The following is a 22,677-nucleotide window of genomic DNA, read 5'->3' as shown; positions in this document are numbered from 1 at the left end:
ATCAAGTTTTTATGTGAAGGGGCCTCGCGCACCAGGTTTGATGTCACCCCGAACACGCAACCATGCGTCGAGGGCAGGGGGGGCCGCACTTTGCACAATATCCCAAAGATCCGCGACCCTGTGTTCACCCAGCAAAGCCTTGGCCTTCGCCCTGATCTTCTGTTCTCGTTTTTCGAAACTCTCCGGACGATCTATGTCATGGGTGATTTCAACGCTTTGGCCATCTTTCGCTGCGATCCGGACCGTGGCTATGGTTTCGGCCATCCCGTCGACGCCGGTCACCTCGACGCAATCTCGTAACGCCAGAAGCTCAGGATCTTGGCACGTTGCGTCTGAATAGGTGGTCAGAGCGGCTGTGTCGTGCCCCGCAAGCATCATTGCCGAACAGAGACGAAAGCTAAACTTGGCCTCAAGTCCCGTTTGTGGCTCCAGGATATTGCAGACTTTCAGATAGCGCGATGGAACCAACAGCGAAATCTTGTCTATTTCGCACGGCTTCACGCCCAGAGTGTCGCGGGCCTCTGTCAACGCTTCCAATGAGGCATGTACACCATGACAGCAAGCGTGAAACTTGTGCAGCACACCTTCGAACATCCAGGAGCGTCCCAGCCCGCACAATGCCTCACTTGTATCACCCTCATTGCCCGCGTGCGTGACCGCAAATCCCTGATCCGTTTCCAGCGCATCGGGCCGTGAAACGAAGCCCCTCTGGGCGAGCAGTGCCGCTTCAACTCCGTTCGAGGCCGCCATGCCCGCATGAAAGGGTTTGCCCATCGTCCCGAACTGCGCACGCAGTCCCGAGGCGCGGGTTGTCGCAAGCCCAAGGGCATGACCCGCTTGTTGTTCATTCAAACCAAGCAATCGGGCACAAGCCATCGCCGCACCAAAGGTGCCAGCGGTCGCGGTCGAATGAAAACCGACATAATGATGATAGCGTCCCAGCCAGGCGCCGATGCGCGTCGCAACTTCCATTCCGATGAGCGCAGCGGTGAGAAACGCTGTTCCGCTCGCCCCAGTTTTCTGAGCGACTGCAAAAGCCGCAGGAAACACAGCGACGCTGGGATGACCAAGATAGGCAAAATGCGTGTCGTCATAGTCCAGGGCGTGGCTGATTGTTCCGTTTGCCAGTGCCGCCGCCCGTGCCGGTAACTTTTGCTCCAACCCGAATACCGTGGCCTCATTGATGCCGCCTTCGGCGGCAACATAGTCCCTGATGATTCGGCTGACTGGTTCGTTATGCCCGGCGACCGAAACAGTCAGCCAGTCGAACAAAGATATGCGGGCTATGCGCAATGCGGTGCCAGAAATTTCCTCGTCCGATACGCTTGTTGCAAACGCCGTCATGGCTGCGCTGACACGGCCAGCGTTCGAGGCGTCAGGTTGGTCCAATTGCAAGTCGCTCCTGCACGTCAGAGGAAGGTGGAAGCAGTTTGATCCATTGACGGAGATATAAATATGCGAAAGTAAATATAGTCACGATAAAAGAATTCGAACGGTACGCCATGGACATAAAACAGCTCAAGACATTCATCTGTGTTGCGGAAACAGGATCGTTGAGCGCTGCGTCCGACCGACTGAGACTGGCTCAACCCGCGTTATCGCGTCACATTAAATTGCTGGAACATGAGATCGGTGTTCAGCTATTTGCCAGACACGTCCGGGGCATGACGCTGACCGAGCCCGGCGAAAAACTCCTGGGGCGCGTTTCTGGCCTAATCCGCCAATTGGAGCAGTCCGTTGATGACATCCGGTCCAGCCAAAATGAAGTTAAGGGAAATGTTGCAATAGGATTGATGCCGAGCGTAAATACCGTCTTTGCGGTTCGCTTGGTGGAACGGGTGCGGCGGGAACTGCCGAAAGTCACGCTGCGCATCGTCGAAGGGTACTCGGGGCATTTAATCGAATGGCTGCAAAGGGGCGATCTGGACCTTTCATTTCTTTATGGGCCTTCAGCCGATCTGCATCTTCGCTGCACCGATTTGCTGTATGAGGACATCGCTCTGATCAGTCCTCCAGGGTCATTGCTGGACCTCGGGGACCCCATCCAAGTAAAAGACATGGCGCATTTGCCGCTTGTTCTGCCCAGTCGACCACATGGTATTCGAATGGTTGTGGACAGCGCTGCCGCCAAGGCCGGCGTCTCATTAAACATAGCGCTTCGCGGCGATGCCTTTTGGGTGCTAAAATCACTGGTGGCGGAAGGCTCTTACCATGCTTTCATACCGCTTTCTGCTGTGACTGATGAGGTGAAACAGGGCACTCTTGAGGCCCGGACTTTCGTTTCTCCACCTATTCGCAGGCAGCTTGTTTTGGCGATGCCGCCAGACCGCTCCAATACGCGGGCTACGGATGCCGTGATTAAGATTCTTGCCAGCGAAATCGCAGCCATGATCAATGAAGGTGTGTGGAAGGCGGATGCGGCAGCCAATCTGCTAGGCACCTCATGAGCCCATCCTGTTCGCAGTACAATTGAATTTCTTTATGGCATCGCTGCTGACATTTTAATTGTTCGATTGCCTCAAGCCCATGACCTTGGCCAAAACGATGAACGGATCCGAGCAATGAAAACGTCCGAATACTCGACCCTCGAAATAAGTGCGCCGCGTAGCAACGTGCTTCAGGTCACATTAAACAGGCCAACCTCAGCCAATGCTTTCAACACGCAGATGGCGCGCGATCTGGTGCAATTCTACGAAGACCTAGCACTTGATCCCGGAGACACCAGATGTGTCGTGATGACCGGCGCGGGAGAAAAGGCGTTCTGTGCTGGCGCAGATCTTAAAGAACGCGACGGGATGTCCGATACAGATTGGGGTCTTCAACATCTGGTCTATGAACGCATGATCCGCGCGATCTTGGGCTGTCCGGTGCCGGTTATCGCTGCCGTGAACGGTGCGGCCTATGCCGGCGGGTGCGAAATTGCGGCGGCTGCAGATTTCATCTATGCCTCCGACAACGCCCGATTTGCCCAGACTGAGACGCGCATTGGTATTATTCCCGGTGCAGGTGGCACCCAGACCCTTGCTAGGGCTATCGGTGAGCGCCGAGCCAAGGAAGTGATCCTCTCAGCCAAACCCTTTAGTGCGGCGGAGGCACTCGACTGGGGCCTCGCAAACGCTGTCTTCCCAATTGAAGAACTCGTGGAAGAAGCACTTAATACCGCTGAGGATATAGCCCGGAATGCACCAATCGCTGTCCGGCAGGCCAAGCAAGCCATCTATCGCGGTGCGCAGATGTCATTGGCCGATGGGCTTGCCTTTGAGATTGAAGCCTACAACCGCACCATCAACACTGAAGACCGGCGCGAAGGCGTACGCGCATTTAATGAAAAGCGTCATCCGAAGTTCACAGGAAAATAAGCCACATGCTGATGTCTGACAGTGTGACCCTGCGGGAGGTTGGCCTTCGCGATGGCCTCCAAATGGTTGATCAATTCCTGCCGACTCAGACCAAGCTTGCCTGGTGCCGCCAGCAGGCGGAGAGCGGGTTTTCGGAGATTGAGGTGACGTCGCTGGTTCCGCCGTCATCTATTCCTCAGTTTTCAGACGCGGCTGAGGTTCTGGATGGTGCCAAAGCCATGGGCGGGTTCACTGCTGCTGTCCTCGTGCCCAACCTCAAGGGCGGCATCCGCGCGCTTGAACTCGGTGCAGATAAGATCACATTCGTTCTTTCGGCAAGCGAAGCCCACAACATGGCAAATGTCCGGCGCACGACGGATGCTTCTGCGGCAGAGTTTGGGGCGCTTGTGTGGGAGCGCGATACGCGCGGGCTTAAGGGCAAAGTTGTCCTATCGGCTGTGATTGCGACCGCTTTTGGCTGTAGTATTCAGGGCGAAGTTCCCGAGAACCAAGTTCTCGCCTTGGCTACGCGATTGGCTGTCGCGGGCGCTGACGAGGTGAACATTGCCGACACGGTCGGATATGCCAACCCTGTCCAGGTCCAAAGGATCTTTTCCGCTATTGCGGGTCAGCTTGGCCAACTGCCGCTTGCGGCCCATTTCCACGACACCCGCGGCATGGGCCTTGCCAACGTGATGGCCGCGGTCGAGGCGGGCGTCAGACGCTTCGACGCGGCGCTGGGCGGGCTTGGCGGTTGTCCCTTTGCACCGGGCGCCACAGGAAACATCGCGACCGAAGACTGTGCCTATATGTTTGAGAGCATGGGGCTCAACACGGGTATTGATTTCGAGCGCCTTCTGAAGGTTCGAAGACAGCTCGACACGTGGTTGCCGGGTGAGCGCACCGAGGGGCGATTACTGCAGGCGGGCCTAGCGAAAACCTTTCGCTTTGCGGCATGACCGGTATTACAGATTTGTTATAGCAACCATAGCCGCGTTATAATTCTGTCACATTGCCTCGCCTGTAAACTGGGTTGCGAAAATGTGCCTTCGCTAGGCAGAGGGCGCAGCATTTCTGGGAGGAACAAATGATCACTGCCAATCTATCAAAATACGCGGCCGTTTCGATGATTTCCCTTTGCCTCACGGGGGGCGGCGCGATGGCGGAGTCGCTGAAACTACTGAGTTCGTGGGCCTCTAACCAAGCGACGTACCGGGTGAACGTTGACACATTCGTCAGCAAAGTTGGCGAATATACCGGTGGCGCCACGGAAATCAGCGTTGTCGGGCCTGACGCAATCAGCCCGCTTGAGCAGATCGAGCCACTTCAGACCGGCATTGTTGATATGGTCTTTACCCACCCGGCTTATCATGCCGGTACCACAAAGATAGGCATGGCCGGAGATGGGATCGCCGTAGACCCCACCGCTTGGCGGGAAAACGGCATCTTTGATGCGTTCGATGACTACTACCAGACCCTTGGCATCAAGGTGATCGGGATCATGCCGCTAGGGCAGCGCGGTTTCAGGTTCGTGACCAACCAGGCGGTTGATGGCCGCGACCATTCCTTCGAGGGCATGAAAGTACGAGCCAACGCTTCTTACATCGGTATTATCGAAAAGCTGGGCGGCAGCCCGGTTCCACTCGGCGGCGGTGAAATATACTCGTCGCTGCAAAACGGGGTGATAGACGCCGCGCCCTGGAGTGCTACCGGCCTGGTCGATTTCAAGCTTTACGAGGTTGCCAGCCACGTCCTGCAACCTGACTTCGGATCACTCTCGAACTGGATGTTTATGAATCTCGACAAATGGAACGCGCTCGACGCCGATACACAGGCGGCAATCACCCGCGCCGCAGCCGAGACGGAACTCTACGCGTTGGAAGAGATGACGCGAATTGCGGACACAGAACTTGGGCAGCTTCAGGAACAAGGCATGTCGATCACAAACATGAATGCCACCGAAGCCGAAAACATCTCGGCCTGGATGTCCGAGGCGATGTGGGGGCTTGCCATGGAGACCGACCAAGACGTTGCATCAGCTATTCGCGAAAAAGCCGTTGCTGCTGGCCTTTCTCAGTAAATGCTCACGCTAAAACGATTTGAAAGAACGGTCGCGGAGGGGATGCTAGTCCTCTCCGCGTTGCTTCTGGCGGGGATCGTCACCCTATTCGTGATGGAAATCGTCATGCGTTACGCAATGAATATGCCAACCAAGTGGAGCAGCGATGTCATTAGTTTCATCATGCCCGCCATGATTTTTTGGCTCTTCCCGAAGTGACACGCCGCAATCAGCACATTGCTATCACCTTCCTGGTAGAGTCGATGGGGAGCAAAGCAGCCGCACGCTGGGGGCGCGTTTTGGCTTTCGTTTCCGCAGTTGTTGCAATCCTTGCCGCCTGGATCGTTGCAGCATCTGCATTGAAACAGTTTTCGACAGGCATTCTTACGAATACGGTCATCCAGGTGCCAAAATGGGTCCTTTTGTCTCCGATTGCTTTCAGTTTCGGGGTCGTTTCGCTGATTTTCCTGACAACAGCGGTTGCCGGGAGAGATGAGGCATGAGTTGGGCTGAAACCCTTCTCATTCTGCTGGGGCTGTTGCTCGGGTCTTTTGCGACCGGGTTACCCATATTTATCGCCTTTTTCATGATCTGCATTGGCGCCGTAGTCTTGCTCTTCGGCTCGAACGGGTTCGGCATGGTTGCGAATTCCATACTGACGGCCACCTCAAATGTGTCGCTCAGCACTGTCGCCATGTTCGTACTTATGGGCGATCTGCTGTTTCGATCTGGATCGACCGATATCCTCTTTGACGCCGCCAACAGAATTTTTGGCCGGTTGCGCGGTCGCCTGTACTTCCTCGTGATCGCACTCTCCACGATCTTCGGCGCTTTGTCGGGGTCCATCGTCGCGGTGACAGCGATGCTTGGACGTTCGGTTTTGCCTTCGATGAACCGCCGCGGTTATGATGAAGGTCTGTCCATTACAACAATCCTGTCTGGGGCAAGCCTTGCTCCGATCATCCCGCCATCAATTGTTGTGATCATACTGGGTTCGTTGGTCAACGTATCCATTGCGGGGCTCTTGGTCGCAGGGCTTCTGCCGGGGGTTCTTATTGCGTCCCTGACTGGTTTGTACGTTTGGGTCCGGATTAAAAGAAATCCAAGCCTTGCCCCTGTCGATGAGGCAGGCGCCGATCAGTATGAGGACGGTATCGGTCTCGTTCTGCTGAAATGCGTGCCCTTTCTGATGGTCATTTTCTCGGTCATTGGGTTCATTCTACTGGGTGTGGCAACGCCCTCTGAAGCGGCGGCCAGTGGCGTTGTTGGCGCCCTGATCACGACGGCGCTCTATCGCAGGCTCAGCCTCCGGTTTCTTTTCGACAGTCTGAAGGAGGCGGCACTGCTCACCGGTTCGATCATGGCGATCTTTGCGGCTTCAAGCCTCTTTGCCCAGATCTTGTCATTCACCGGGGCCTCGCAGGGCTTTTTGAAGTTTTTTCTGGCTCAGGAGCTCACGAGCCTGACCGCTTTCCTCGCAATCATGCTGATCACCCTTGTGGCCTGCATGTTCATCGACGTGATCGCGTATATGCTGGTGAGCGTGCCGATTTATGCACCGATTGCCGATGCATTCGGGTTTGACCCGATCTGGTTCTGGGCGATCTATCTGATCAATGTTACTCTGGGCTCGGTGACGCCACCGTTTGGCTACGCACTTTTTGCGCTCAAGGCCGCCTCACCTTCGCTTCCAATGGGCAAGACCTACAGCAGTGCTTGGAGCGTCGTGGTCATTTTCGCGATTGCGATCACGCTGCTCTACCTTGTTCCCGGCATCGTCACGCTTATCCCATCCCTACTGTGAGAACCCTTCATGACCGAATACACCAGTTACGATCTGATCGAATGGGGGCAGCCATTTGAAAAAAGAAAGAACGAGTTGCCGAAGCCTACCGGTTTGGAGGTTCTGGTGCGGGTTACGGCGTCAGGTCTTTGCCACTCGGACCTGCATGTGCAGAAAGGGTATATGGACCTAGGCGAAGAGGGACGGCTGACCTTCGCAGAACGCGGCGCGCAGTTGCCGATGACCTTTGGTCACGAAATTGCCGGCATAGTAGAGGCCGTAGGCCCCGATGTGACGAGCGTCTCGCCGGGTCAGCAGGTGCTGATTTTTCCATGGATCGGATGCGGGCAATGTGAAGCGTGCCAGGAGGATCGCGAAAGCGATTGCTCGGCGATGCGGATCATCGGGCTCAAGCAAAAGGGGGGCTTCGCCACCCACTGCCTTGTCGAGCATGAGAAATTCCTAGTCGATATTGAAGGGCTTGATGCCGCTGATGTTGTCCCGCATGCCTGTTCAGGCATCACTGTCTACAACGCGCTGGAAAAGATGGGCGCGCTGCGGGATGGCGAGTGGCTGGCGATCATGGGATGCGGCGGCCTCGGCATGAATGCGATTGCAATCGCTCAAGCCATGGGGTTCGATAAAATCATCGCTGTCGATATCGACGACGCAAAGCTGGAGGCGGCATGTGAGATGGGCGCTGCGAGAGCGATGAACAGCATGCGTGAGGATGCGGTGGCCGAATTGCAGCGTCTCGCTGACGGGCGGCTGATGGGGGTGATCGACACGTTTGGAGGTGCTTCCACCGGCAGGCTTGCCGTGCGCGCAATGGCAAAGGCTGGGCGCTACATTATCGTCGGACAATGTGGCGGCGATTTTAAGATGCCTCAGGTCTGGTTGCCGCAAAAGGCAATGACCGTACGAGGCAGCCATGTCGGTAATTCGCCGCAACTGCGCGCGCTCATCGACATGGTCCGTGCGGGTAAGATCAAGCAGATACCGATTGAACGGCGTCCGCTTTCGCAAATCAATCAAGCTGTTGAGGACTTGGAGCATGGCCGGGTTACTGGCCGCATCGTGTTTCAGCCCGACCTAGAGGATGACTAGGCCCATGAAAACTTATCAGCATTACATCAACGGCGCTTGGGTCGAACCAGCGGGCTGCGAATACTTTGACACTGACAATCCCTACACGGGCGAAGTCTGGGCACAGATTGCCAACGGCAACCACGAAGACGTCGCCCACGCCGTTGCTGCCGCCAAGGCGGCTTATGAAACTGGTCCATGGGCCGAAATGCGCCCAACGGCGCGAGGCAAGCTGCTGGTCAAACTGGCCGACATCGTCGAGCGCGAGGCAGAGCGACTTGGTGAGCTTGAGGTGCGTGACAATGGCAAGCTGATCGCAGAGATGGGTACCCAGACCCGCTATCTGGCAGAATGGTATCGCTATTACGGTGGCTTGGCCGACAAGGTCGAAGGCGCGGTTCTGCCCTCGGACCGGCCCGGCATGTTTAGCTACACCAAGTATGAACCCTTGGGCGTGGTGGCTATGATAACGCCCTGGAACTCGCCGCTGATGCTGCTTGCCTGGAAACTTGCCCCTGCATTGGCCGCTGGCAATACAGCGGTTGTGAAACCATCGGAGTTTACCTCTGCTTCGACCCTTGAGTTCATGGAACTCATCAAGGAGGCTGGTTTCCCCGATGGTGTTGTGAACTGCGTAACCGGCTTCGGCCTTGACGTTGGCGCGCCATTGGTAGAGCACCCGGACGTCGGCAAAGTCGCCTTCACTGGATCTGACTTCGCAGGGCAAAAGATCTACGAAGCGGCAGCCAAAAAGATCATGCCGGTCACTTTGGAACTCGGCGGCAAATCCCCCAATATCGTCTTCGAGGATGCCGATTTCGACGCCGCCGTGATGGGCGCGATTTCGGGTATCTTTGCCGCAACCGGTCAGACCTGCATTGCCGGTTCGCGACTTCTGGTTCAGCGCTCGATCCACGATGCGTTCGTCAAACGTCTCGTAGAGGTGGCTGGCGAAGCCAAAATCGGCAATCCGATGTCAACAGACACGCATGTCGGCCCCGTGACCACGCAGCCACAATACGAAAAGATACTTCACTACGTCAACGTTGCGCGAGAAGATGGCGCAACCTGTGTGCTCGGCGGCAAGCCCTTTACAGGCGAAGGCGCGAAAGGGGACCGTTTTATTGAGCCGACCATCTTTACCGGCGTTTCCAATGACATGCGTATCGCACAGGAGGAGGTGTTTGGCCCGGTCCTGTCGGTGATCCCCTTCGACACCGAAGAGGACGCGATCCGCATCGGGAACGATATCCTGTTTGGTTTGGCCGCAGGAGTTTGGACATCGGATATCGGCCGAGCCTTCCGGATGTCTGACAAGCTCAAGGCCGGGACGGTTTGGGTGAACACCTACCGCGCTGTCAGCTTCATGACGCCGTTCGGCGGTTTCAAGCGCTCTGGTCAAGGGCGCGAAAGTGGACAAGAGGCGATCAAGGAATTTTGCCAGGTCAAATCCGTCTGGATTGCGCAGCAAACGACAGCTGCCAACCCCTTTGTCATGAGGTAACGGGGAGTCTCGTTCCACCACCACCCTTAAACTCAGCCCTGCATACGGAATACGGGACATGCATCGAAGCATCTTGAACAAACGCTATACTATCAAGGCGATCCCGATCGAGGACCGTCGCCCGATCGAACTCAGCTCGATCATGAAACCGCATCCGTTGTCTTACATGGAGCTACCTTTCGACCCGGAATACTCGCTTTACAACAACCGAATGACGCCGGAGCGCTTGAACCATGTCACCGATGACGAACAATATTGGGCCGTTCGTCAGAAAGTCATTTTGCGCAATACCGGCGAATTTCCAGTGGAAATCTCCGGATCGGATGCCGAGGCATTCGCGAACCATGTGTTTGCCCGCGATGTGAGCCGGGTCAGGGTGGGCCGCTGCTCGTACAATTTCGTCCTCTATCACCATGGCGGGATGATCACTGACGGGGTCATGCTACGCTTGGCCGAGGACAAGTTCTGGATGGCGCAAGCTGACGGTGAGTTGATCAAATGGTACATGGCCCATGCGCATATATACGATGTGACGATTTCCGACCCGAATGTCTGGGTCACGCAGGTTCAGGGGCCCCGCGCGATGGATGTGCTGCGCGACGCAATTGACGGTGAGTTTCCCGATCCTTGGCGCTACTTCGACGTCGCAACCGTAATGATCGCCGGGGAAGAGGTAATCATCACCCGCACCGGGTTTTCCAATGAGCTTGGATGGGAATTCTATCTGAGACCGGAAAACGATGCCGAGAAGGTTGGCAACCGCATCTGGGAGGTAGGCCAGAAGCACGGTATGATTTTGACCGGAACGCCAGTCTTCCGCGCTCGTCGTATTGAGGCCGGGTTGATGAGCCAGGCCGAGTTCGACAGCACAACCACGCCGTTCGACGCCGGACTTGGCCACTTTGTCCAGATGGACAAGCCCGGTTTCATCGGCAAGGCAGCGCTTGAAAAGGCCGACAAACGCTCGCGTACGTTTGGGATGCGCGTGCGCGGTGGGATTGCGGAGCGAGGACGGACAATCTCGATTGGCGGGGACATTGTCGGTCAGGTATGCTCCTCGACTTGGTCACCTTATCAGGAATGTGGCGTTGCGCTTGTGCGCATGGATGATCCTGACATAGGCCCTGGCACAGAAGTGGAAGTGGTTGGAGCGAACGGCAAGATGTACAGCGCGCAGCTCTGCAGCCTGCCGATGTACGACGCAGAGGGCGACATCGTACGTGGGAAAAACCTAAGCGTACCGGCGGGCCCGGAGGCATGGACCGGCTAGTGCGGGGGGCGTCTCGACTGTCAATTCAAGCTTCGGTGCTAGGGTTGCTGGGCAGCAGGTCCCATGCGTAACTCTGGATGGGCGATTTTGCGATTTGACCCACGATTGAGGGCGTCACAGCAACTGTGGGCTTGCAGCCTCCCGCTGCGTTTCCGCTAGAGTTGCAAAGATCGGCGCGCTGGCGGCAAAATGCTGCAGATCTACTGATGAGGACGGGAATCACACCCGACCAGACAGCAGATTACCTCGGGTTCCACCTCGTCATGGGTGACAACCTCCCCGAGCCATTCGCTCCGCTGAACCAGCCAAAGCACCATTAGTCTTGAAGTCGGGTCATTTCAAAGACTCAAAATTTCAATGAATAGGTATGCGAACTTTTTTAGAATTCAATGAAAGTATGAGAGCTATTTTATTAGGTATTCGCTGAAGTCACCGCATGTAAGCAAGGCTTCCTTGACAGAATCAAATATTCACTACAGATTTGTTTCGCATACGTATGCGGAAATGATATCCATGAGGCCTCCGTGACACAGAAAAGTAAACTCCCCGAAGATTCCGCAGCCGCGTCGGTGAAACCGCCGGTGCGTGGCGAAGTGAAGAACGCCAACAAGGTAACGCATATTCGGTTTAGCCCCTTAAAAGACGAGCACATGCCAACGGATTATTCGATCTCGCTGGAAGAGTACCGTCGCGGCGGCACGAAGGATTTTCTTGGCAGGGAGCCCGATCACCTTGCTACGCACTCGATGCGCGGATTTGAGGACAAGTATAAGAACATCGTCGACTACATCGTCCGGATCACCCACCAAATCTGGGAGGAGAAGGACATCGGCTGTATCTATGACACTTACAGCCATGACTGCCGCGTCTGGGATGATGTGGGCCTTCAATATGGCCGCGACAAGATTGTCGCAGACACCGTTCATACCAATAATGCAATTCCGGATGTACGCCTTGTTGCGGATGAAGTGATATGGGCTGGCAACGATGATGTGAGCTTTCACACCTCGCATCGCACGATGATTATGGGGACGAATACGGGATTTTCTCGTTTTGGCCCCCCTACCAATCGCCCTCTGCGGTTATTTTGCATCGCCAATTGCGTTGCTCGCGACAATGAAATTTATGACGAACACGTCGCCTACGACACTGCCGCCCTGATCCAGCAGATGGGCTTTGACGTGGGTGAAATGGCCAAGCGCATTGCCTCGCAGCGCCCGCAAGGCCCGTTTGCACCAAACTTTGCTGCAAGTGACCCGAAGCGCCTGGACGGGCAGGCCTTCCCGGAGCGCCAGGCGATCCCGGATGTGGTTGACGGCAACGTTCGTGAATTCGTTCAAGCGGCGTTTGAGAGCATCTGGAACCGCAGGAACTTCGGAGCGATGGATCAGGTCTATGCACCAGACATCGTTTTCGAAGGCTCAACCAGTCGGGTTTACCGGGGCGTAGGCCAGATGCGCTCACATGTAATGTCGATGGTCGCAATGTTCCCGAACATTCGCATGGCCGTCGATGACATCTATTGGATGGGCAATGCCAAAGACGGGTATCTCGTCTCAATTCGCTGGGGTGGCGTCGGCGCGCACCGGGGGAACGGTCCATACGGCGAACCCACCGGCAAGGAAGCTCATATCTGGGGCATCACTCAGTGGCATATTCATAACAACAAGGTCCAGAAAGAATGGACTGTTTTCAATGAGTTCGGGATTTTGATGCAGATTCTGGGCGACACCTAACCGCGGCAGCGGCAACACGGAGGTTGATATGAAACTGAAACACATACTGCCAGCATTGGCCATCGGGCTGAGCCCGATTGCGGCTTCGGCCGAATGCACGATCAAAGGTTCGGGCGAAGTAAATGTCCTGTCCAACTTCTTCGAAGCGCTGGAAGTTCTGGCTGCAGAAATGGAAACATGTGAGCGAGACGGTCTTGTCGTCGAAACCAAGCTAACCACGGATCACAAAGAAGAAACGAACAAAGCGTTTGAAGCCTCAACATCTCCTTGGGATGCAGCCGCTGTTGCAAATAGCTCGATAACTCTGCTTCAGGCTAAGGGACAACTTCGCCCGTTGAATGACCTGGTCGAGAAGTACCGCGACAAATATGACATTGAAGACGGGATGCTGATCCGTTTTGGTGACGACATTATGGCGATTGCCTTCATGGTCAACGCTCAACACCTGTTCTACCGCAAGGACATCTTTGAAGAGAACAACATTGCAGTCCCTACGACTTGGGACGAAGTTATAGAGGCATCCGAGAAGCTCAAGCAAGCCGGAATCGAACACCCGTATGGTGCTGCCTTTGGCAACAGCTGGGAGTTGGCAAACGAGTACGTCAATATGCTTTTGGCGAATGGTGGCACACTGTTCGATCCAGAGACATCCGACTCTACTTTCGAAACGCCCGAGGCGATCGCTGCGTTGGAAAAAATGGGCGAGCTATACAAATACATGTCGCCAAATTCGATGTCGATGGACTTCGGTGACGTGAAGCGTCAGTTGCAGCAAGGTGACGTGGCGATGGCTGTTATGTGGGGTAATGAAGCCTCGGGTATGGACAATCCCGACGAAAGCACCGTGGTTGGTAAGATTGGGTTTGCTCCATCGCCCGTTATGGTTGAAGGCGGGGCTCCTGCATCGACATTCTGGTGGGACGGTTATGTTATGCCAAAGAACCTCGATGGTGATCCAGATCTAACCTTCCAAGTTCTGATGCACGCGATGCGGGCTGAAACGGTCAAAGACAACAACGATGTAACCCTCTGGATTCGGTCGGCCTATGAGCCAGGCCAATACACAACGGCCATCACTGACACGGTTGTTGCGGGCGCCCCCCCTTATCCGATGAACCCGCAAGCGGCCCTGGCGCATTCAGCCCTGGGTGAGAACATCGCGGACTTTATTGTTGGTAAAGAAAGTGCCGAAGACTCTTTGGCCGATGCAACAAAGACGTATCGCGCCGCTGCGCGTGATCAGGGCCTTTTGAAATAGGCCAAATCCCTGGTGCCAGCTACGTCGACCAATTTTGGCTGGCACCAAACCTCTGACGGGATAGTTCAGTGAAGCGCTCTACCTTCTTTTCGTTCGTTGCACCGTCGTTGGTGTCAATGCTGCTGCTTATCGCACTTCCCCTGGTCGCGATTGTCTATCTCGCAGTGTATCAATCCTTTACTCAAACTGAGTTGAAAGAGGTGAAGACTGAGGTGCCTCTGTTCGGCGGGCAAACCCGGGAAGTCACCCGAATGGTTCCGCAGTCGGTGTTGGATGCTGACGGCAATCCAGTACAAGTCTGGAAATATGTCGGTGGGCAAAACTTAGAGAATGCTATCGATGTGGAGGGTCTTAAGGCCTCTATCGATAGGACCAAAGTAGAAAGCCCCAGAGAGTTCATCAAAGCGCTTTATCGAGAAATCAGTGATGTAGATTTCTGGTCCGCGCTGGAATTCACGCTTCTTTATACCTTTGTGACGACACCGATCATACTGATCCTGGGATTCGGTCTCGCCCTTGCAACCAATCGAGTAACGGTGCAATTGCGCGGCTCGGTTGTGTTTGTGACGCTTCTGCCAATGATCGTAACTGGACCTGTCACGGTTTGATGCCGCTCCTTTGATAGCATCTACTGCAGCAAAGGAGACTGACTATGGGACTGAAACGGACGGCCGAATTCCGGCAAGATGCGGTGCGTATCGCATTGACCAGTGGGCTAACACGCAAGCAGGTGGCTGATGATCTAGGTGTCGGGATGTCCACGCTGAACAAATGGATCACAGCGCACCGAGATACAGACGTGGTTTCCAAAGAGGATTTGAGCCTCGCTCAAGAGAATGAGCGACTTCGACGGGAGATCCGGCTCCTCAAGGAGGAGAGGAAATCCTAAAAAAGGCCACCCAGTTCTTCGCGGGCCTAAAGCAATGAGATTTAGGTTTATCGAAGAACACAGAGCCAGCTTTCCAGCCAACCGGTTATGCGATGTCGTCGGTGTCAGCGCACGCGGTCTGCGTGCCTTCCGCAGCCGCCCTGCCAGTCGCAGACAGCGGTCTGATCTGGTCACGCTGGCGCATATCAAAGAACAGTCACGCCTCAGTTTGGGCAGCTATGGCAGGCCGCGCATGACTGAAGAGTTGAAGGAAATTGGTTTGGCTGTGGGGCATCGTCGCGTTGGTCGCCTGATGCGCCAGAACGGCATATCCGTGTTGAGAACACGCAAGCACAAGGTCACGACAGACAGCGATCACAAGTTCAATATCGCGCCCAACCTACTGGATCGGGACTTCACAGCGGATCAGCCGAACAAGACATGGGCTGGTGACATCAGCTATGTCTGGACCCGTGAAGGCTGGCTTTATCTCGCCGTCATTCTGGACTTGCATTCCCGCCGTGTGATTGGCTGGGCTGTTAGCAATCGGATGAAGCGAGACCTGGCCATCAGGGCGCTGAGAATGGCTATCGCCTTCAGATCACCACCGAAGGACTGCATCCACCACACGGATCGTGGCAGCCAATACTGTTCCCACGATTATCAGAAGATCCTGCGCCAACATGACTTCAAAGTGTCGATGAGCGGCAAAGGCAATTGCTATGATAACGCCGCCGTCGAGACCTTCTTCAAAACGATCAAAGCTGAGCTGATCTGGCGGCGGTCATGGCAAACCCGACGGCAGGCTGAAGCGGCCATCTTCGAATACATCAACGGCTTCTACAATCCGCGCCGCCGACACTCAGCACTGGGCTGGAAAAGTCCCGTCGCCTTCGAATGGAAAGTGGTTTAAACGAGCACTTGGAGCGGCACAAAAACGCGACAGGTCCAAACTCCGGTAGTTTCGTCCCTCGCGGTCTATTGGTTATTCATTGATGGCGGTGTTATCGCCGCGACCTTAGAAGCCATGGGCCTCGGCAAATTCTACTTTCTTGCCGATCAGGTCACGATACGGCTGGTGATCATCGCCTACGGGGTCTGGTTTGCTGCACCCTTCGCATTCATCATACTATATGCAGGGTTGCAAACGGTACCGGAAGAGCCGCTTGAAGCGGCGATCATAGACGGCGCAACGCCATGGCAGCGCGTTCGATATGTCGTAATCCCTCACCTGTCTCCATTGTTTGCCGTGATCACCTTAATCCATGTGATGGATAGCTACCGGGTGTTTGAGCCCGTTCTGGTCTTCGGTTCGCGTGTCTTCGCAAATTCAGTACAGTATCTGACCTACTACACGCTTGTTTTTGAGGGAAATATCCACAAGGCCGCGGCGTACGCCGTGCTGACAGTGGCTGGGGTCGTTGTGTTGCTGATACCGATCATGATCCGGACCTACAAAGATCAGAAAGCCGAAAAATGAGACCCGCGAAACTCAACCTAGCTTCTCGAGTATCGATCAACCTTGGCCTTTGGTTCTGGTTCTTTGCCGCGCTGCTGCCGTTCTTTTGGATGTTCATCATCTCATTGCGCAAACCCGTAGATGCGTTCTCGACACCGCCAAAACTGCTGGCTCCAATGACCTTGGAGAATTTCAGATACATCTGGGTCGAAGACGGATTCTGGCAGTATGCAATAAACACGACAATTGTGACTGCTTCGACCGTTGTTGTGTCACTTACGATCGCCTGCTTGGCGGCATATGCACTATCGCGGTACCGAGGCTCACTTGGGTTTTGGCTGCTGATGGCCGCCATGGTGTTTCGCGCAATGCCGCATGTTGTGTTGCTGACAGCCTATCGTCCAGCTTTTTTCGAGCTGGGAATCTGGAGCCGATACGAGACACTCATCATCGTTCTTGTCGCTATAAACCAACCGTTTACAATCTGGATGCTGCGGGCGTTTTTCATGAATATTCCGCAGGAATTGGACGAAGCTGCGTTGGTTGATGGGTGCAATCGGTGGCAGGCTTTCTTTCGTGTGATTGTGCCCGTCATGTGGCCAGGTATCGTGACTGCTGGTTTGTTTTCCTTCCTGCTGGCTTACAACGACTTCATCATCTCCAGCCAACTTATGAATGGCGATATGGCCACCATGACCGCGTCTCTTGGCAGTTACATGGGCCAGAACCAAAGCCTCGCGCGGCTGATGCACGGGATCGCCGGGGCTGTCTCGATCACCATACCCATCATCATTTTGGTTTTCGTTTTCCAGAAACAGATCGTGTCTGGGATGACCGCAGGTGCAGTGAAAGGATGAAACATGACTGCCGAATCCAACCTCAAACTTATTCAGGATATGTATGTCGCGCTGAACGCGCAGGATCTTGATGCGCATGATCAGTATTGGCATGAGGATATGATCTGGCACGGACCGCCGGGTTTTGGCGACATCCATGGACGCGAACGCTTCAAATATGATGTTCTTGCCGAATTCTACAAAGCGTTTCCCGACTATCATGTCAGCCACGAGATCGAGTTCGCCAACGAGAACTGGATTGCAGGGACCGGATACCTGACCGGCCACCAAAGAGGTGAATATCTGGGTCTGCCGCCCACTGGTCTACCGGTAAAGATGCGCTTCTCGGATTTCTGGCTGGTGGTCGATGGTAAACTGAAAGAAAACTGGGTAATGGTTGACCACGTCGACACGTTCAAGCAATTGGGTGTTGATCTGATGGCAGCTGTCAAGAAAAGCTAATGCAAAACGGGTTGGCGTGAGTTCCATTGAAAAAATCCAAGGTCACTTCAATTGATGTTGCGCGCCATGCTGGCGTCTCTCAATCTGCGGTGAGCCGGGCTTTTTCCCGCACGCCGACCCAATCGGGCGTTTCCCCTGAAACAAAAAAACGCATCCTTAAATCCGCGGACGAGTTGGGGTATCGCCCCAATGCGATCGCGCGATCGCTCATTACACAAAGATCAAACATAGTCGCGCTGTTGTTTAGTTATTTGGACAATCAGTTCTATGCGCTCGCGCTTGAGAAACTCTGCATTGAACTCCAAAAAACCGGGTTCCACGCGCTCGTTTTTATGATGCCCAGCACAGATGAGGGCGTCGAAGAGACCGTATCCCAATTGTTGGAGTATCAGGTCGATGGGATCATCACGGCATCTGTCGAGTTGTCTTCAACCCTGGTTAAATTCTGTTCTCAACGCGATATCCCTGTCGTGATGTTCAATCGTTTTCAAGAACATGATGGTATTGCCAGCGTTACAACAGACAATGTTTCAGGCGGACGTATGGCTGCGCGGCATCTGCTCGAAACGGGTCACCGAAGACTTGCACTGCTGTCCGGGTGGGAGCGCTCTTCCACCAGCCGGGATCGAAAGTTTGGTTTTGAAGCCGAACTGAGAGAGAATGGTCACAGCCTCTATGCACATGAAGTTGGTCACTTTGATCTTCAGCGAACGGGTGAAGCAATCAGAAGGATGTTTGGCGACCCGGAGACGGCCCACCCAGATTCACTTTTTGCGCTGAATGATTACATGGCCATCGAAGCGATCAGCATTTTGCGGAACGAGTTGAATTTCAGTATTCCCGACGAGCTCTCTGTTATTGGGTTCGACGACATCCCGATGGCCGCCATGCCTGAGTTTTCACTAACTACACTGCGACAGCCCGTTAACAAGATGGTTGCAAACGCAGTGCGCCAGATCAACGAGTTGGTCGGGGACAAAACCACCGAGGTCGAGAACATAGCATTGGCGCCAAAGTTGATTGAAAGGCAGACCGTCAAATCGCGGGGTTGAACTGCACGGGACATGTATCCTGATTTTTGGCATCGAATGAAGGTGCCTTTTCCTTCTGAGTTTTGAATGTGAAGGAAACACAATAACCCAGTCCGTGTTCCACGCGTTGAATCCGAACCAAGCGTTGCAAGTGCAGCGAATGTCCTAAAGGACGGGACGGACCGCAGCGTCTCAATGGCAAGCCGAAAGTCGGGATAGGCGTACCTTGTTCAGACAACGGATCGCATCGAAAAACCGACCCCGGTTGCGATCCGGCCCGGCCACGCTGGTGTTGACACCGAACTTGGATTGGCAAGCGCGCCAGCAACCCGCCCGTCTTTTTTGGACGCTTCTCCCGCGGGTAACATGGTTTGGGGCCGTGGCGTCCATTCATTGTCTCAGACGTCGCCGCCGCGGTTCTGCTCATTCACCAGTTCGGAAGCCAGAGCATACAATGATGGAGAAGGACTGACCGAGGGGGTCAAGGCCAGTCCTTCTCACGGTGTGAGTGGCAGTACTTTGCACCGTGGATCACGTTAGACGAATCTCAATAAATAGTCAAATTGAATTTATAATGATTGAGTGAGGTGATCCTTGCGTGCCCTTGGGGCGTAAGCTGAATGTCTTTGCGCCGCCGGTGCAAATTCAATTCTATTAATCAGGTGCCTGCTTGACTCACTTTGAGGTGACAGGTGCTCTGCAATCTCAAACTATGCTCTGGAATCCTATGGAGGTAAGTCAAGTAGACTTTTTTAGTCCAGCTTTTTCGGTCGTTTGCACCGAGGAAGTGGAGTGCCAGTGCAAAACTTGAATTATATCGAAACTGCCTGCATCAATGAACTGGATGCCTCATTCACGTACTATCAAGAACGGAGTGTGTACTGCGCAATCTGTATCAACAGCTCAAAAAACCCGACATTCGAGACCAGAAAGGCGCCATGGTCCGGCAAGATCAAGCAGAGTTCCATTTTAGCAGTTGTCTTTGAGCTGTTTCGCTCTGCTTTGCCTCAGGCGGTAGCTGCCTCTGTCCCTCGCAATTACCTGACATAGCGGGTCGGCCTGTACGGCAAAGCGCCGGGCAGGCAGGCTGAAGCGAGTGTTTCGGTCCATTCTTCGATCCGCTGTTCGATCACGCACGGTGCTTCGCGTGATACTGGCCTTTGATGCTACTAAGAGAGAAACGGATTCGATAACAATTAGATCGGATCGAGCCTTGAGACTTTTCCACCAATCGAGTCGGGCGTTTGAGTGGAATAAATCGTCAAGATTCGTCTCGTTTTCTCCAAATCCAAAGGGTCCGCCGCCTCGGTTGCGTATGTTGCGTCATACAGCACAATCTCAAACCGGAGGGTTTTCCCGAACACCTCAAATGACCCCGCCTCGTGCGTCCCATGTGGATCGTTGTCTGAGGAGAAATCGCTGTAAGCCCTGACAGCTTCCAAGCAAGCAATCTGAAACTCCCCCGACTGGGCGGAGATGTCCTCAGAGAGCTTGATGCGGCCCAACTGTGGCATCAACGGCCAAGACGATCTAAAAAGATCGTTCTGTTCGGCGATCTGTGCCAGTTCCGTGCAGCAATACCTGTATTGAGACCGACGAGCGGCTGCGTTTGCAGTTGATCTCATTAATTCCCCACCTAATATTCGCCCCAGTTGTGGCTTTCTATCCAGATTATTGAGCCACCACACATTGTGAGATTGGCAGTCTTCGACTTTATAGCAATTGCGTATTTCTGTCTTTGACCGTGTGTCTCAGTTCTTGAGGTTGTGTTGTCTCGCGTTTCGATGGTTCCCCTTTTGTTTTCTCTGACGTGAAAGGCCGATCGGAAACACCCTGTTTCTTTTCGGTTACTCAACATTCTAGAAAGGGTATGTAAATACGAGACACCCCCCCGTGCCTATGCCAGTTTCGCCAGCTATTGGGTGCCGCGCAACGAACACGCCAAGTTAACAAAGGTGTTAGGAGTTCGCTCTACTGCAGGACGCTTCCACAGGCTGAACAAGCAAGTGTGCAATCTTTTCAAAATCGTTTGGCCGGTCAAGAGATCGAACGGTTAGCAAAGCGCCGCACAAAATGGCAAGAACAGCATCTGCGTGTTCGTCGTTGTGATCGCACTTTAGCGCATCGGCAATCCACGTTGATACCGACTGATAATAGGCTCTCGTCGCTTTGGTCACGGCCGGAGGGAGCGCAGAGATTTCTGCTCCGTAGAGAGTGCACAGACACATCTGCCCATCCTGGCGGGCAGCATGACCCCAGATATTAATAAGATGATCCAGTGGCTTAGCCTGTTCTGGTGATCCCAATGCGCGTATCAGCGAGGCTGTGTACCTTTTGACTAAAGCTACAGACAAGTCTTGCCTGCTATCAAAGTGCGCTTGAATTGCCAGTTCCGGAATCCCTGAAGCTTTGGCCACATCACAGATTTGGAAACTGAAATAGCCACCTCGACGGGCCAATTGCTCAGCGGTGTCGAGAATATGGTCAACTTCTCCGTTCTGCATTTTCTCATCCAGAACTGCGCTGAATCTTTGTGTCATTTTAAGATCCTGGATTTGGTCTCGATAGAAGTAGTTTAGTAGAAAGCAGTCAATTTGAACATCATGGTCAAGAAATTCCGTGCCGAAACTGGTTTGCGAGTCACGCAGAAAGCCAACGGTCAATCAGTGCGATCGGCGCTGAATAAGCCTGATTTGACGTCGCCGTACAGGGTTGATCGCGATCAGCTTCACTCCCCAGGTAATCGCTTGGCAGCGCACCAAAATGTCGGCGAAATGCTCGCGTGAAGGTACTTGCTTCGCGGTACCCGTACCTTGTGGCGATTTCGGATATTCCCCCGCGCTCACGACCAGTCATTGTAAGATCCAACATCGCTCTGTGAAGCCGATGAATTCGAATGTACCGACCAATTCCGCCTTCGCGTTCGAATTCACGGTAGATGGTTGCTCGAGACGCGCCAAATGCGCTGCAAATCCTGTCGATCGTCAACTCGGAATCGTAGAGGCGCTCAAGGATGAAGCTTCGGAGTGCAGCGCCGCGAGCGCGTTCGAATACTTCGTGTCCACTGCAGTTCTTTCGGACATCGCCGATTAAGCTGCCAGCAAGTCCAGCAAATGACTGACCAAGTGGAGCTGCGTCCTCATGTGTTCCCCTGCCAATATTGTCCAGTGTTGCCACCAGCATATTTCCGAGCAGCTTTGCACTCGGTGAACCCGCCTCGAGCCTGGTTTGCCTTGGCGCACCGGTATGATTATAGCCCAGCATCTCAAAAGGGACATAGGCGGTTACATGCTCAATATGTCTTGTTATCAACCTTGATTTCTGACCGTAAGGATAAAGGTGCACTTCGCCCGGTAAGGAAACCACTGCCTCGTTGCCTATCAGGCCACATTCATCCGATTGGATAAACGCGCGTATCATAAGCACTTTGCGTGGAATCCGCTCCAGCCTGCATAGATATGCGCTCCCGTCACCAGGTTTTATCGCAACATGCGAAAAGACAACTTTCCCTGCACGCCAGCATGCAATGGATGCGCAGAAATTCGACGCATCACCATCGATTGGCCACAATGAATATGCTGGTTGGTTTAAATAGTTCCAAAAGTTGAGCCTGTCCTCGGATGGTACGCTGCACGTGTTCGCGTACACTCCAAAGGGCGGCATTTGAGTGGGAACCCCGAGTCGATCCTTGGACAACAGAGCGTCGCTCGCAAAAGCCGAGGTGTTCAAGATGCCAGCATGACCCCCTTTTGTTTAAAATGCCTCCAAGGCAATGAAATCAAAGCAAAAATGGCCACCCCTTCAAGAACTTTACTTCCCCGATCACTAAACGCCAGCATGCCAAGGCTCCAGTCTAAGTTAAGAATTTCGTCAGAACGCTGGCCAGCGAGCAAATGACTTGCGTTCTGCAATCCTAAACTCGTTACTTGTACTGACAGTTTCTTCCCACATCAATGACCTGAAGTCTCGACTTGAGTGTCAAATCGT

Annotated in this window: 23 protein-coding genes; 18 read left to right on the top strand and 5 right to left on the bottom strand. The window is 54.1% G+C overall.

The window, feature by feature from the left end:
• Nucleotides 1-9: 9 nt before the first annotated feature.
• A complete protein-coding gene (locus tag ACR3ES_RS20420) occupies nt 10-1,389 on the bottom strand; it encodes an MmgE/PrpD family protein (protein ID WP_480424336.1) in 1,380 nt (459 codons plus the stop codon).
• A gap of 113 nt (nt 1,390-1,502) precedes the next feature.
• Here ACR3ES_RS20420 and ACR3ES_RS20415 point away from each other — a divergent pair, with 113 nt between their 5' ends.
• The 18 genes from ACR3ES_RS20415 to ACR3ES_RS20330 all read left to right on the top strand — a co-directional run bounded on the left by ACR3ES_RS20415 (nt 1,503) and on the right by ACR3ES_RS20330 (nt 18,711).
• On the top strand, nt 1,503-2,447 hold the full coding sequence (locus tag ACR3ES_RS20415; RefSeq protein ID WP_170429196.1) for a LysR family transcriptional regulator: 945 nt from the start codon (nt 1,503-1,505) through the stop codon (nt 2,445-2,447).
• A 114-nt stretch (nt 2,448-2,561) separates the two neighbouring features.
• Entirely contained in the window at nt 2,562-3,359 is a 798-nt protein-coding gene (locus ACR3ES_RS20410; RefSeq protein ID WP_170429198.1) for an enoyl-CoA hydratase-related protein, read from the top strand.
• 5 nt (nt 3,360-3,364) lie between these two features.
• Nucleotides 3,365-4,297: a hydroxymethylglutaryl-CoA lyase gene (locus tag ACR3ES_RS20405; RefSeq protein ID WP_480424334.1), complete on the top strand. Its 933-nt coding sequence runs from the start codon at nt 3,365-3,367 to the stop codon at nt 4,295-4,297.
• A gap of 128 nt (nt 4,298-4,425) precedes the next feature.
• Nucleotides 4,426-5,418, top strand: coding sequence for a TRAP transporter substrate-binding protein DctP (locus ACR3ES_RS20400; RefSeq protein ID WP_170429201.1), 993 nt, complete (start codon nt 4,426-4,428; stop codon nt 5,416-5,418).
• Nucleotides 5,419-5,616, top strand: a complete 198-nt coding sequence (locus ACR3ES_RS20395) for a hypothetical protein (protein WP_480634746.1) — start codon at nt 5,419-5,421, stop codon at nt 5,614-5,616.
• Nucleotides 5,598-5,900, top strand: a complete 303-nt coding sequence (locus ACR3ES_RS20390) for a TRAP transporter small permease subunit (protein ID WP_480634745.1) — start codon at nt 5,598-5,600, stop codon at nt 5,898-5,900. Before ACR3ES_RS20395 ends, ACR3ES_RS20390 begins: the two co-directional genes overlap by 19 nt.
• A complete protein-coding gene (locus ACR3ES_RS20385; protein WP_170429207.1) occupies nt 5,897-7,201 on the top strand; it encodes a TRAP transporter large permease in 1,305 nt (434 codons plus the stop codon). The genes ACR3ES_RS20390 and ACR3ES_RS20385 overlap by 4 nt, the downstream gene beginning before the upstream one ends.
• A 9-nt stretch (nt 7,202-7,210) precedes the next feature.
• Nucleotides 7,211-8,287 (top strand): alcohol dehydrogenase, encoded by a 1,077-nt coding sequence (locus ACR3ES_RS20380; RefSeq protein ID WP_170429210.1) that lies wholly within the window; start codon nt 7,211-7,213, stop codon nt 8,285-8,287.
• Nucleotides 8,288-8,291: 4 nt separating this feature from the next.
• Entirely contained in the window at nt 8,292-9,770 is a 1,479-nt protein-coding gene (locus ACR3ES_RS20375; RefSeq protein ID WP_170429212.1) for an aldehyde dehydrogenase, read from the top strand.
• Between the two features lie 58 nt (nt 9,771-9,828).
• Nucleotides 9,829-11,040 carry an aminomethyl transferase family protein gene (locus ACR3ES_RS20370; protein WP_170429215.1) on the top strand — a complete coding sequence of 404 codons (1,212 nt, stop codon included), beginning with the start codon at nt 9,829-9,831 and terminating at the stop codon, nt 11,038-11,040.
• Nucleotides 11,041-11,564: 524 nt separating this feature from the next.
• A complete protein-coding gene (locus ACR3ES_RS20365) occupies nt 11,565-12,776 on the top strand; it encodes an ester cyclase (RefSeq protein WP_170429218.1) in 1,212 nt (403 codons plus the stop codon).
• Between the two features lie 28 nt (nt 12,777-12,804).
• The gene (locus ACR3ES_RS20360) at nt 12,805-14,034 is read left to right on the top strand and encodes an extracellular solute-binding protein (protein ID WP_480424332.1); all 1,230 of its coding nucleotides are present in this window, start codon (nt 12,805-12,807) and stop codon (nt 14,032-14,034) included.
• 116 nt (nt 14,035-14,150) lie between these two features.
• Nucleotides 14,151-14,642 carry a hypothetical protein gene (locus tag ACR3ES_RS20355; protein WP_480473646.1) on the top strand — a complete coding sequence of 164 codons (492 nt, stop codon included), beginning with the start codon at nt 14,151-14,153 and terminating at the stop codon, nt 14,640-14,642.
• 44 nt (nt 14,643-14,686) lie between these two features.
• A protein-coding gene (locus tag ACR3ES_RS20350; protein ID WP_480634744.1) for an IS3 family transposase occupies nt 14,687-15,815 on the top strand; the annotation gives its coding sequence in 2 pieces (ribosomal slippage) (nt 14,687-14,922 and nt 14,921-15,815; 1,131 coding nt in all).
• 78 nt (nt 15,816-15,893) lie between these two features.
• Nucleotides 15,894-16,382 carry a carbohydrate ABC transporter permease gene (locus tag ACR3ES_RS20345; RefSeq protein WP_480425523.1) on the top strand — a complete coding sequence of 163 codons (489 nt, stop codon included), beginning with the start codon at nt 15,894-15,896 and terminating at the stop codon, nt 16,380-16,382.
• Nucleotides 16,379-17,218, top strand: a complete 840-nt coding sequence (locus ACR3ES_RS20340; protein ID WP_170429226.1) for a carbohydrate ABC transporter permease — start codon at nt 16,379-16,381, stop codon at nt 17,216-17,218. Before ACR3ES_RS20345 ends, ACR3ES_RS20340 begins: the two co-directional genes overlap by 4 nt.
• 3 nt (nt 17,219-17,221) lie before the next feature.
• Nucleotides 17,222-17,659, top strand: coding sequence for an ester cyclase (locus ACR3ES_RS20335; RefSeq protein ID WP_170429230.1), 438 nt, complete (start codon nt 17,222-17,224; stop codon nt 17,657-17,659).
• Between the two features lie 26 nt (nt 17,660-17,685).
• Nucleotides 17,686-18,711, top strand: a complete 1,026-nt coding sequence (locus ACR3ES_RS20330; RefSeq protein ID WP_170429233.1) for a LacI family DNA-binding transcriptional regulator — start codon at nt 17,686-17,688, stop codon at nt 18,709-18,711.
• A 1,175-nt stretch (nt 18,712-19,886) separates the two neighbouring features.
• Here ACR3ES_RS20330 and ACR3ES_RS20325 read toward each other — a convergent pair.
• The 4 genes from ACR3ES_RS20325 to ACR3ES_RS20310 form a co-directional block, all read right to left on the bottom strand.
• On the bottom strand, nt 19,887-20,204 hold the full coding sequence (locus ACR3ES_RS20325; RefSeq protein WP_480425521.1) for a DUF3768 domain-containing protein: 318 nt from the start codon (nt 20,202-20,204) through the stop codon (nt 19,887-19,889).
• 444 nt (nt 20,205-20,648) lie between these two features.
• Nucleotides 20,649-21,353, bottom strand: a complete 705-nt coding sequence (locus tag ACR3ES_RS20320) for a TetR/AcrR family transcriptional regulator (RefSeq protein WP_170429239.1) — start codon at nt 21,351-21,353, stop codon at nt 20,649-20,651.
• Entirely contained in the window at nt 21,331-22,110 is a 780-nt protein-coding gene (locus ACR3ES_RS20315; RefSeq protein ID WP_170429241.1) for an AraC family transcriptional regulator, read from the bottom strand. Before ACR3ES_RS20315 ends, ACR3ES_RS20320 begins: the two co-directional genes overlap by 23 nt.
• Nucleotides 22,111-22,415: 305 nt before the next feature.
• Complete coding sequence (locus ACR3ES_RS20310; RefSeq protein ID WP_170429243.1) at nt 22,416-22,601, bottom strand: hypothetical protein; 186 nt, start codon at nt 22,599-22,601, stop codon at nt 22,416-22,418.
• Between the last annotated feature and the right edge of the window lie 76 nt (nt 22,602-22,677).

The sequence above is a fragment of the Ruegeria sp. B1 genome (assembly GCF_056535885.1).
This window is presented reverse-complemented; position numbering and strand designations above follow the sequence as displayed.

Excerpts from the sequence above, each read along its gene's own strand:
- ACR3ES_RS20415 (WP_170429196.1), top strand. The coding sequence starts at position 1,503 with ATGGACATAAAACAGCTCAAGACATTCATCTGTGTTGCGGAAACAGGA.
- ACR3ES_RS20410 (WP_170429198.1), top strand. The coding sequence starts at position 2,562 with ATGAAAACGTCCGAATACTCGACCCTCGAAATAAGTGCGCCGCGTAGC.
- ACR3ES_RS20405 (WP_480424334.1), top strand. The coding sequence starts at position 3,365 with ATGCTGATGTCTGACAGTGTGACCCTGCGGGAGGTTGGCCTTCGCGAT.
- ACR3ES_RS20400 (WP_170429201.1), top strand. The coding sequence starts at position 4,426 with ATGATCACTGCCAATCTATCAAAATACGCGGCCGTTTCGATGATTTCC.
- ACR3ES_RS20395 (WP_480634746.1), top strand. The coding sequence starts at position 5,419 with ATGCTCACGCTAAAACGATTTGAAAGAACGGTCGCGGAGGGGATGCTA.
- ACR3ES_RS20385 (WP_170429207.1), top strand. The coding sequence starts at position 5,897 with ATGAGTTGGGCTGAAACCCTTCTCATTCTGCTGGGGCTGTTGCTCGGG.
- ACR3ES_RS20380 (WP_170429210.1), top strand. The coding sequence starts at position 7,211 with ATGACCGAATACACCAGTTACGATCTGATCGAATGGGGGCAGCCATTT.
- ACR3ES_RS20375 (WP_170429212.1), top strand. The coding sequence starts at position 8,292 with ATGAAAACTTATCAGCATTACATCAACGGCGCTTGGGTCGAACCAGCG.
- ACR3ES_RS20370 (WP_170429215.1), top strand. The coding sequence starts at position 9,829 with ATGCATCGAAGCATCTTGAACAAACGCTATACTATCAAGGCGATCCCG.
- ACR3ES_RS20360 (WP_480424332.1), top strand. The coding sequence starts at position 12,805 with ATGAAACTGAAACACATACTGCCAGCATTGGCCATCGGGCTGAGCCCG.
- ACR3ES_RS20355 (WP_480473646.1), top strand. The coding sequence starts at position 14,151 with ATGCTGCTGCTTATCGCACTTCCCCTGGTCGCGATTGTCTATCTCGCA.
- ACR3ES_RS20340 (WP_170429226.1), top strand. The coding sequence starts at position 16,379 with ATGAGACCCGCGAAACTCAACCTAGCTTCTCGAGTATCGATCAACCTT.
- ACR3ES_RS20335 (WP_170429230.1), top strand. The coding sequence starts at position 17,222 with ATGACTGCCGAATCCAACCTCAAACTTATTCAGGATATGTATGTCGCG.
- ACR3ES_RS20325 (WP_480425521.1), bottom strand. The coding sequence starts at position 20,204 with ATGCCACAGTTGGGCCGCATCAAGCTCTCTGAGGACATCTCCGCCCAG.
- ACR3ES_RS20315 (WP_170429241.1), bottom strand. The coding sequence starts at position 22,110 with ATGATACGCGCGTTTATCCAATCGGATGAATGTGGCCTGATAGGCAAC.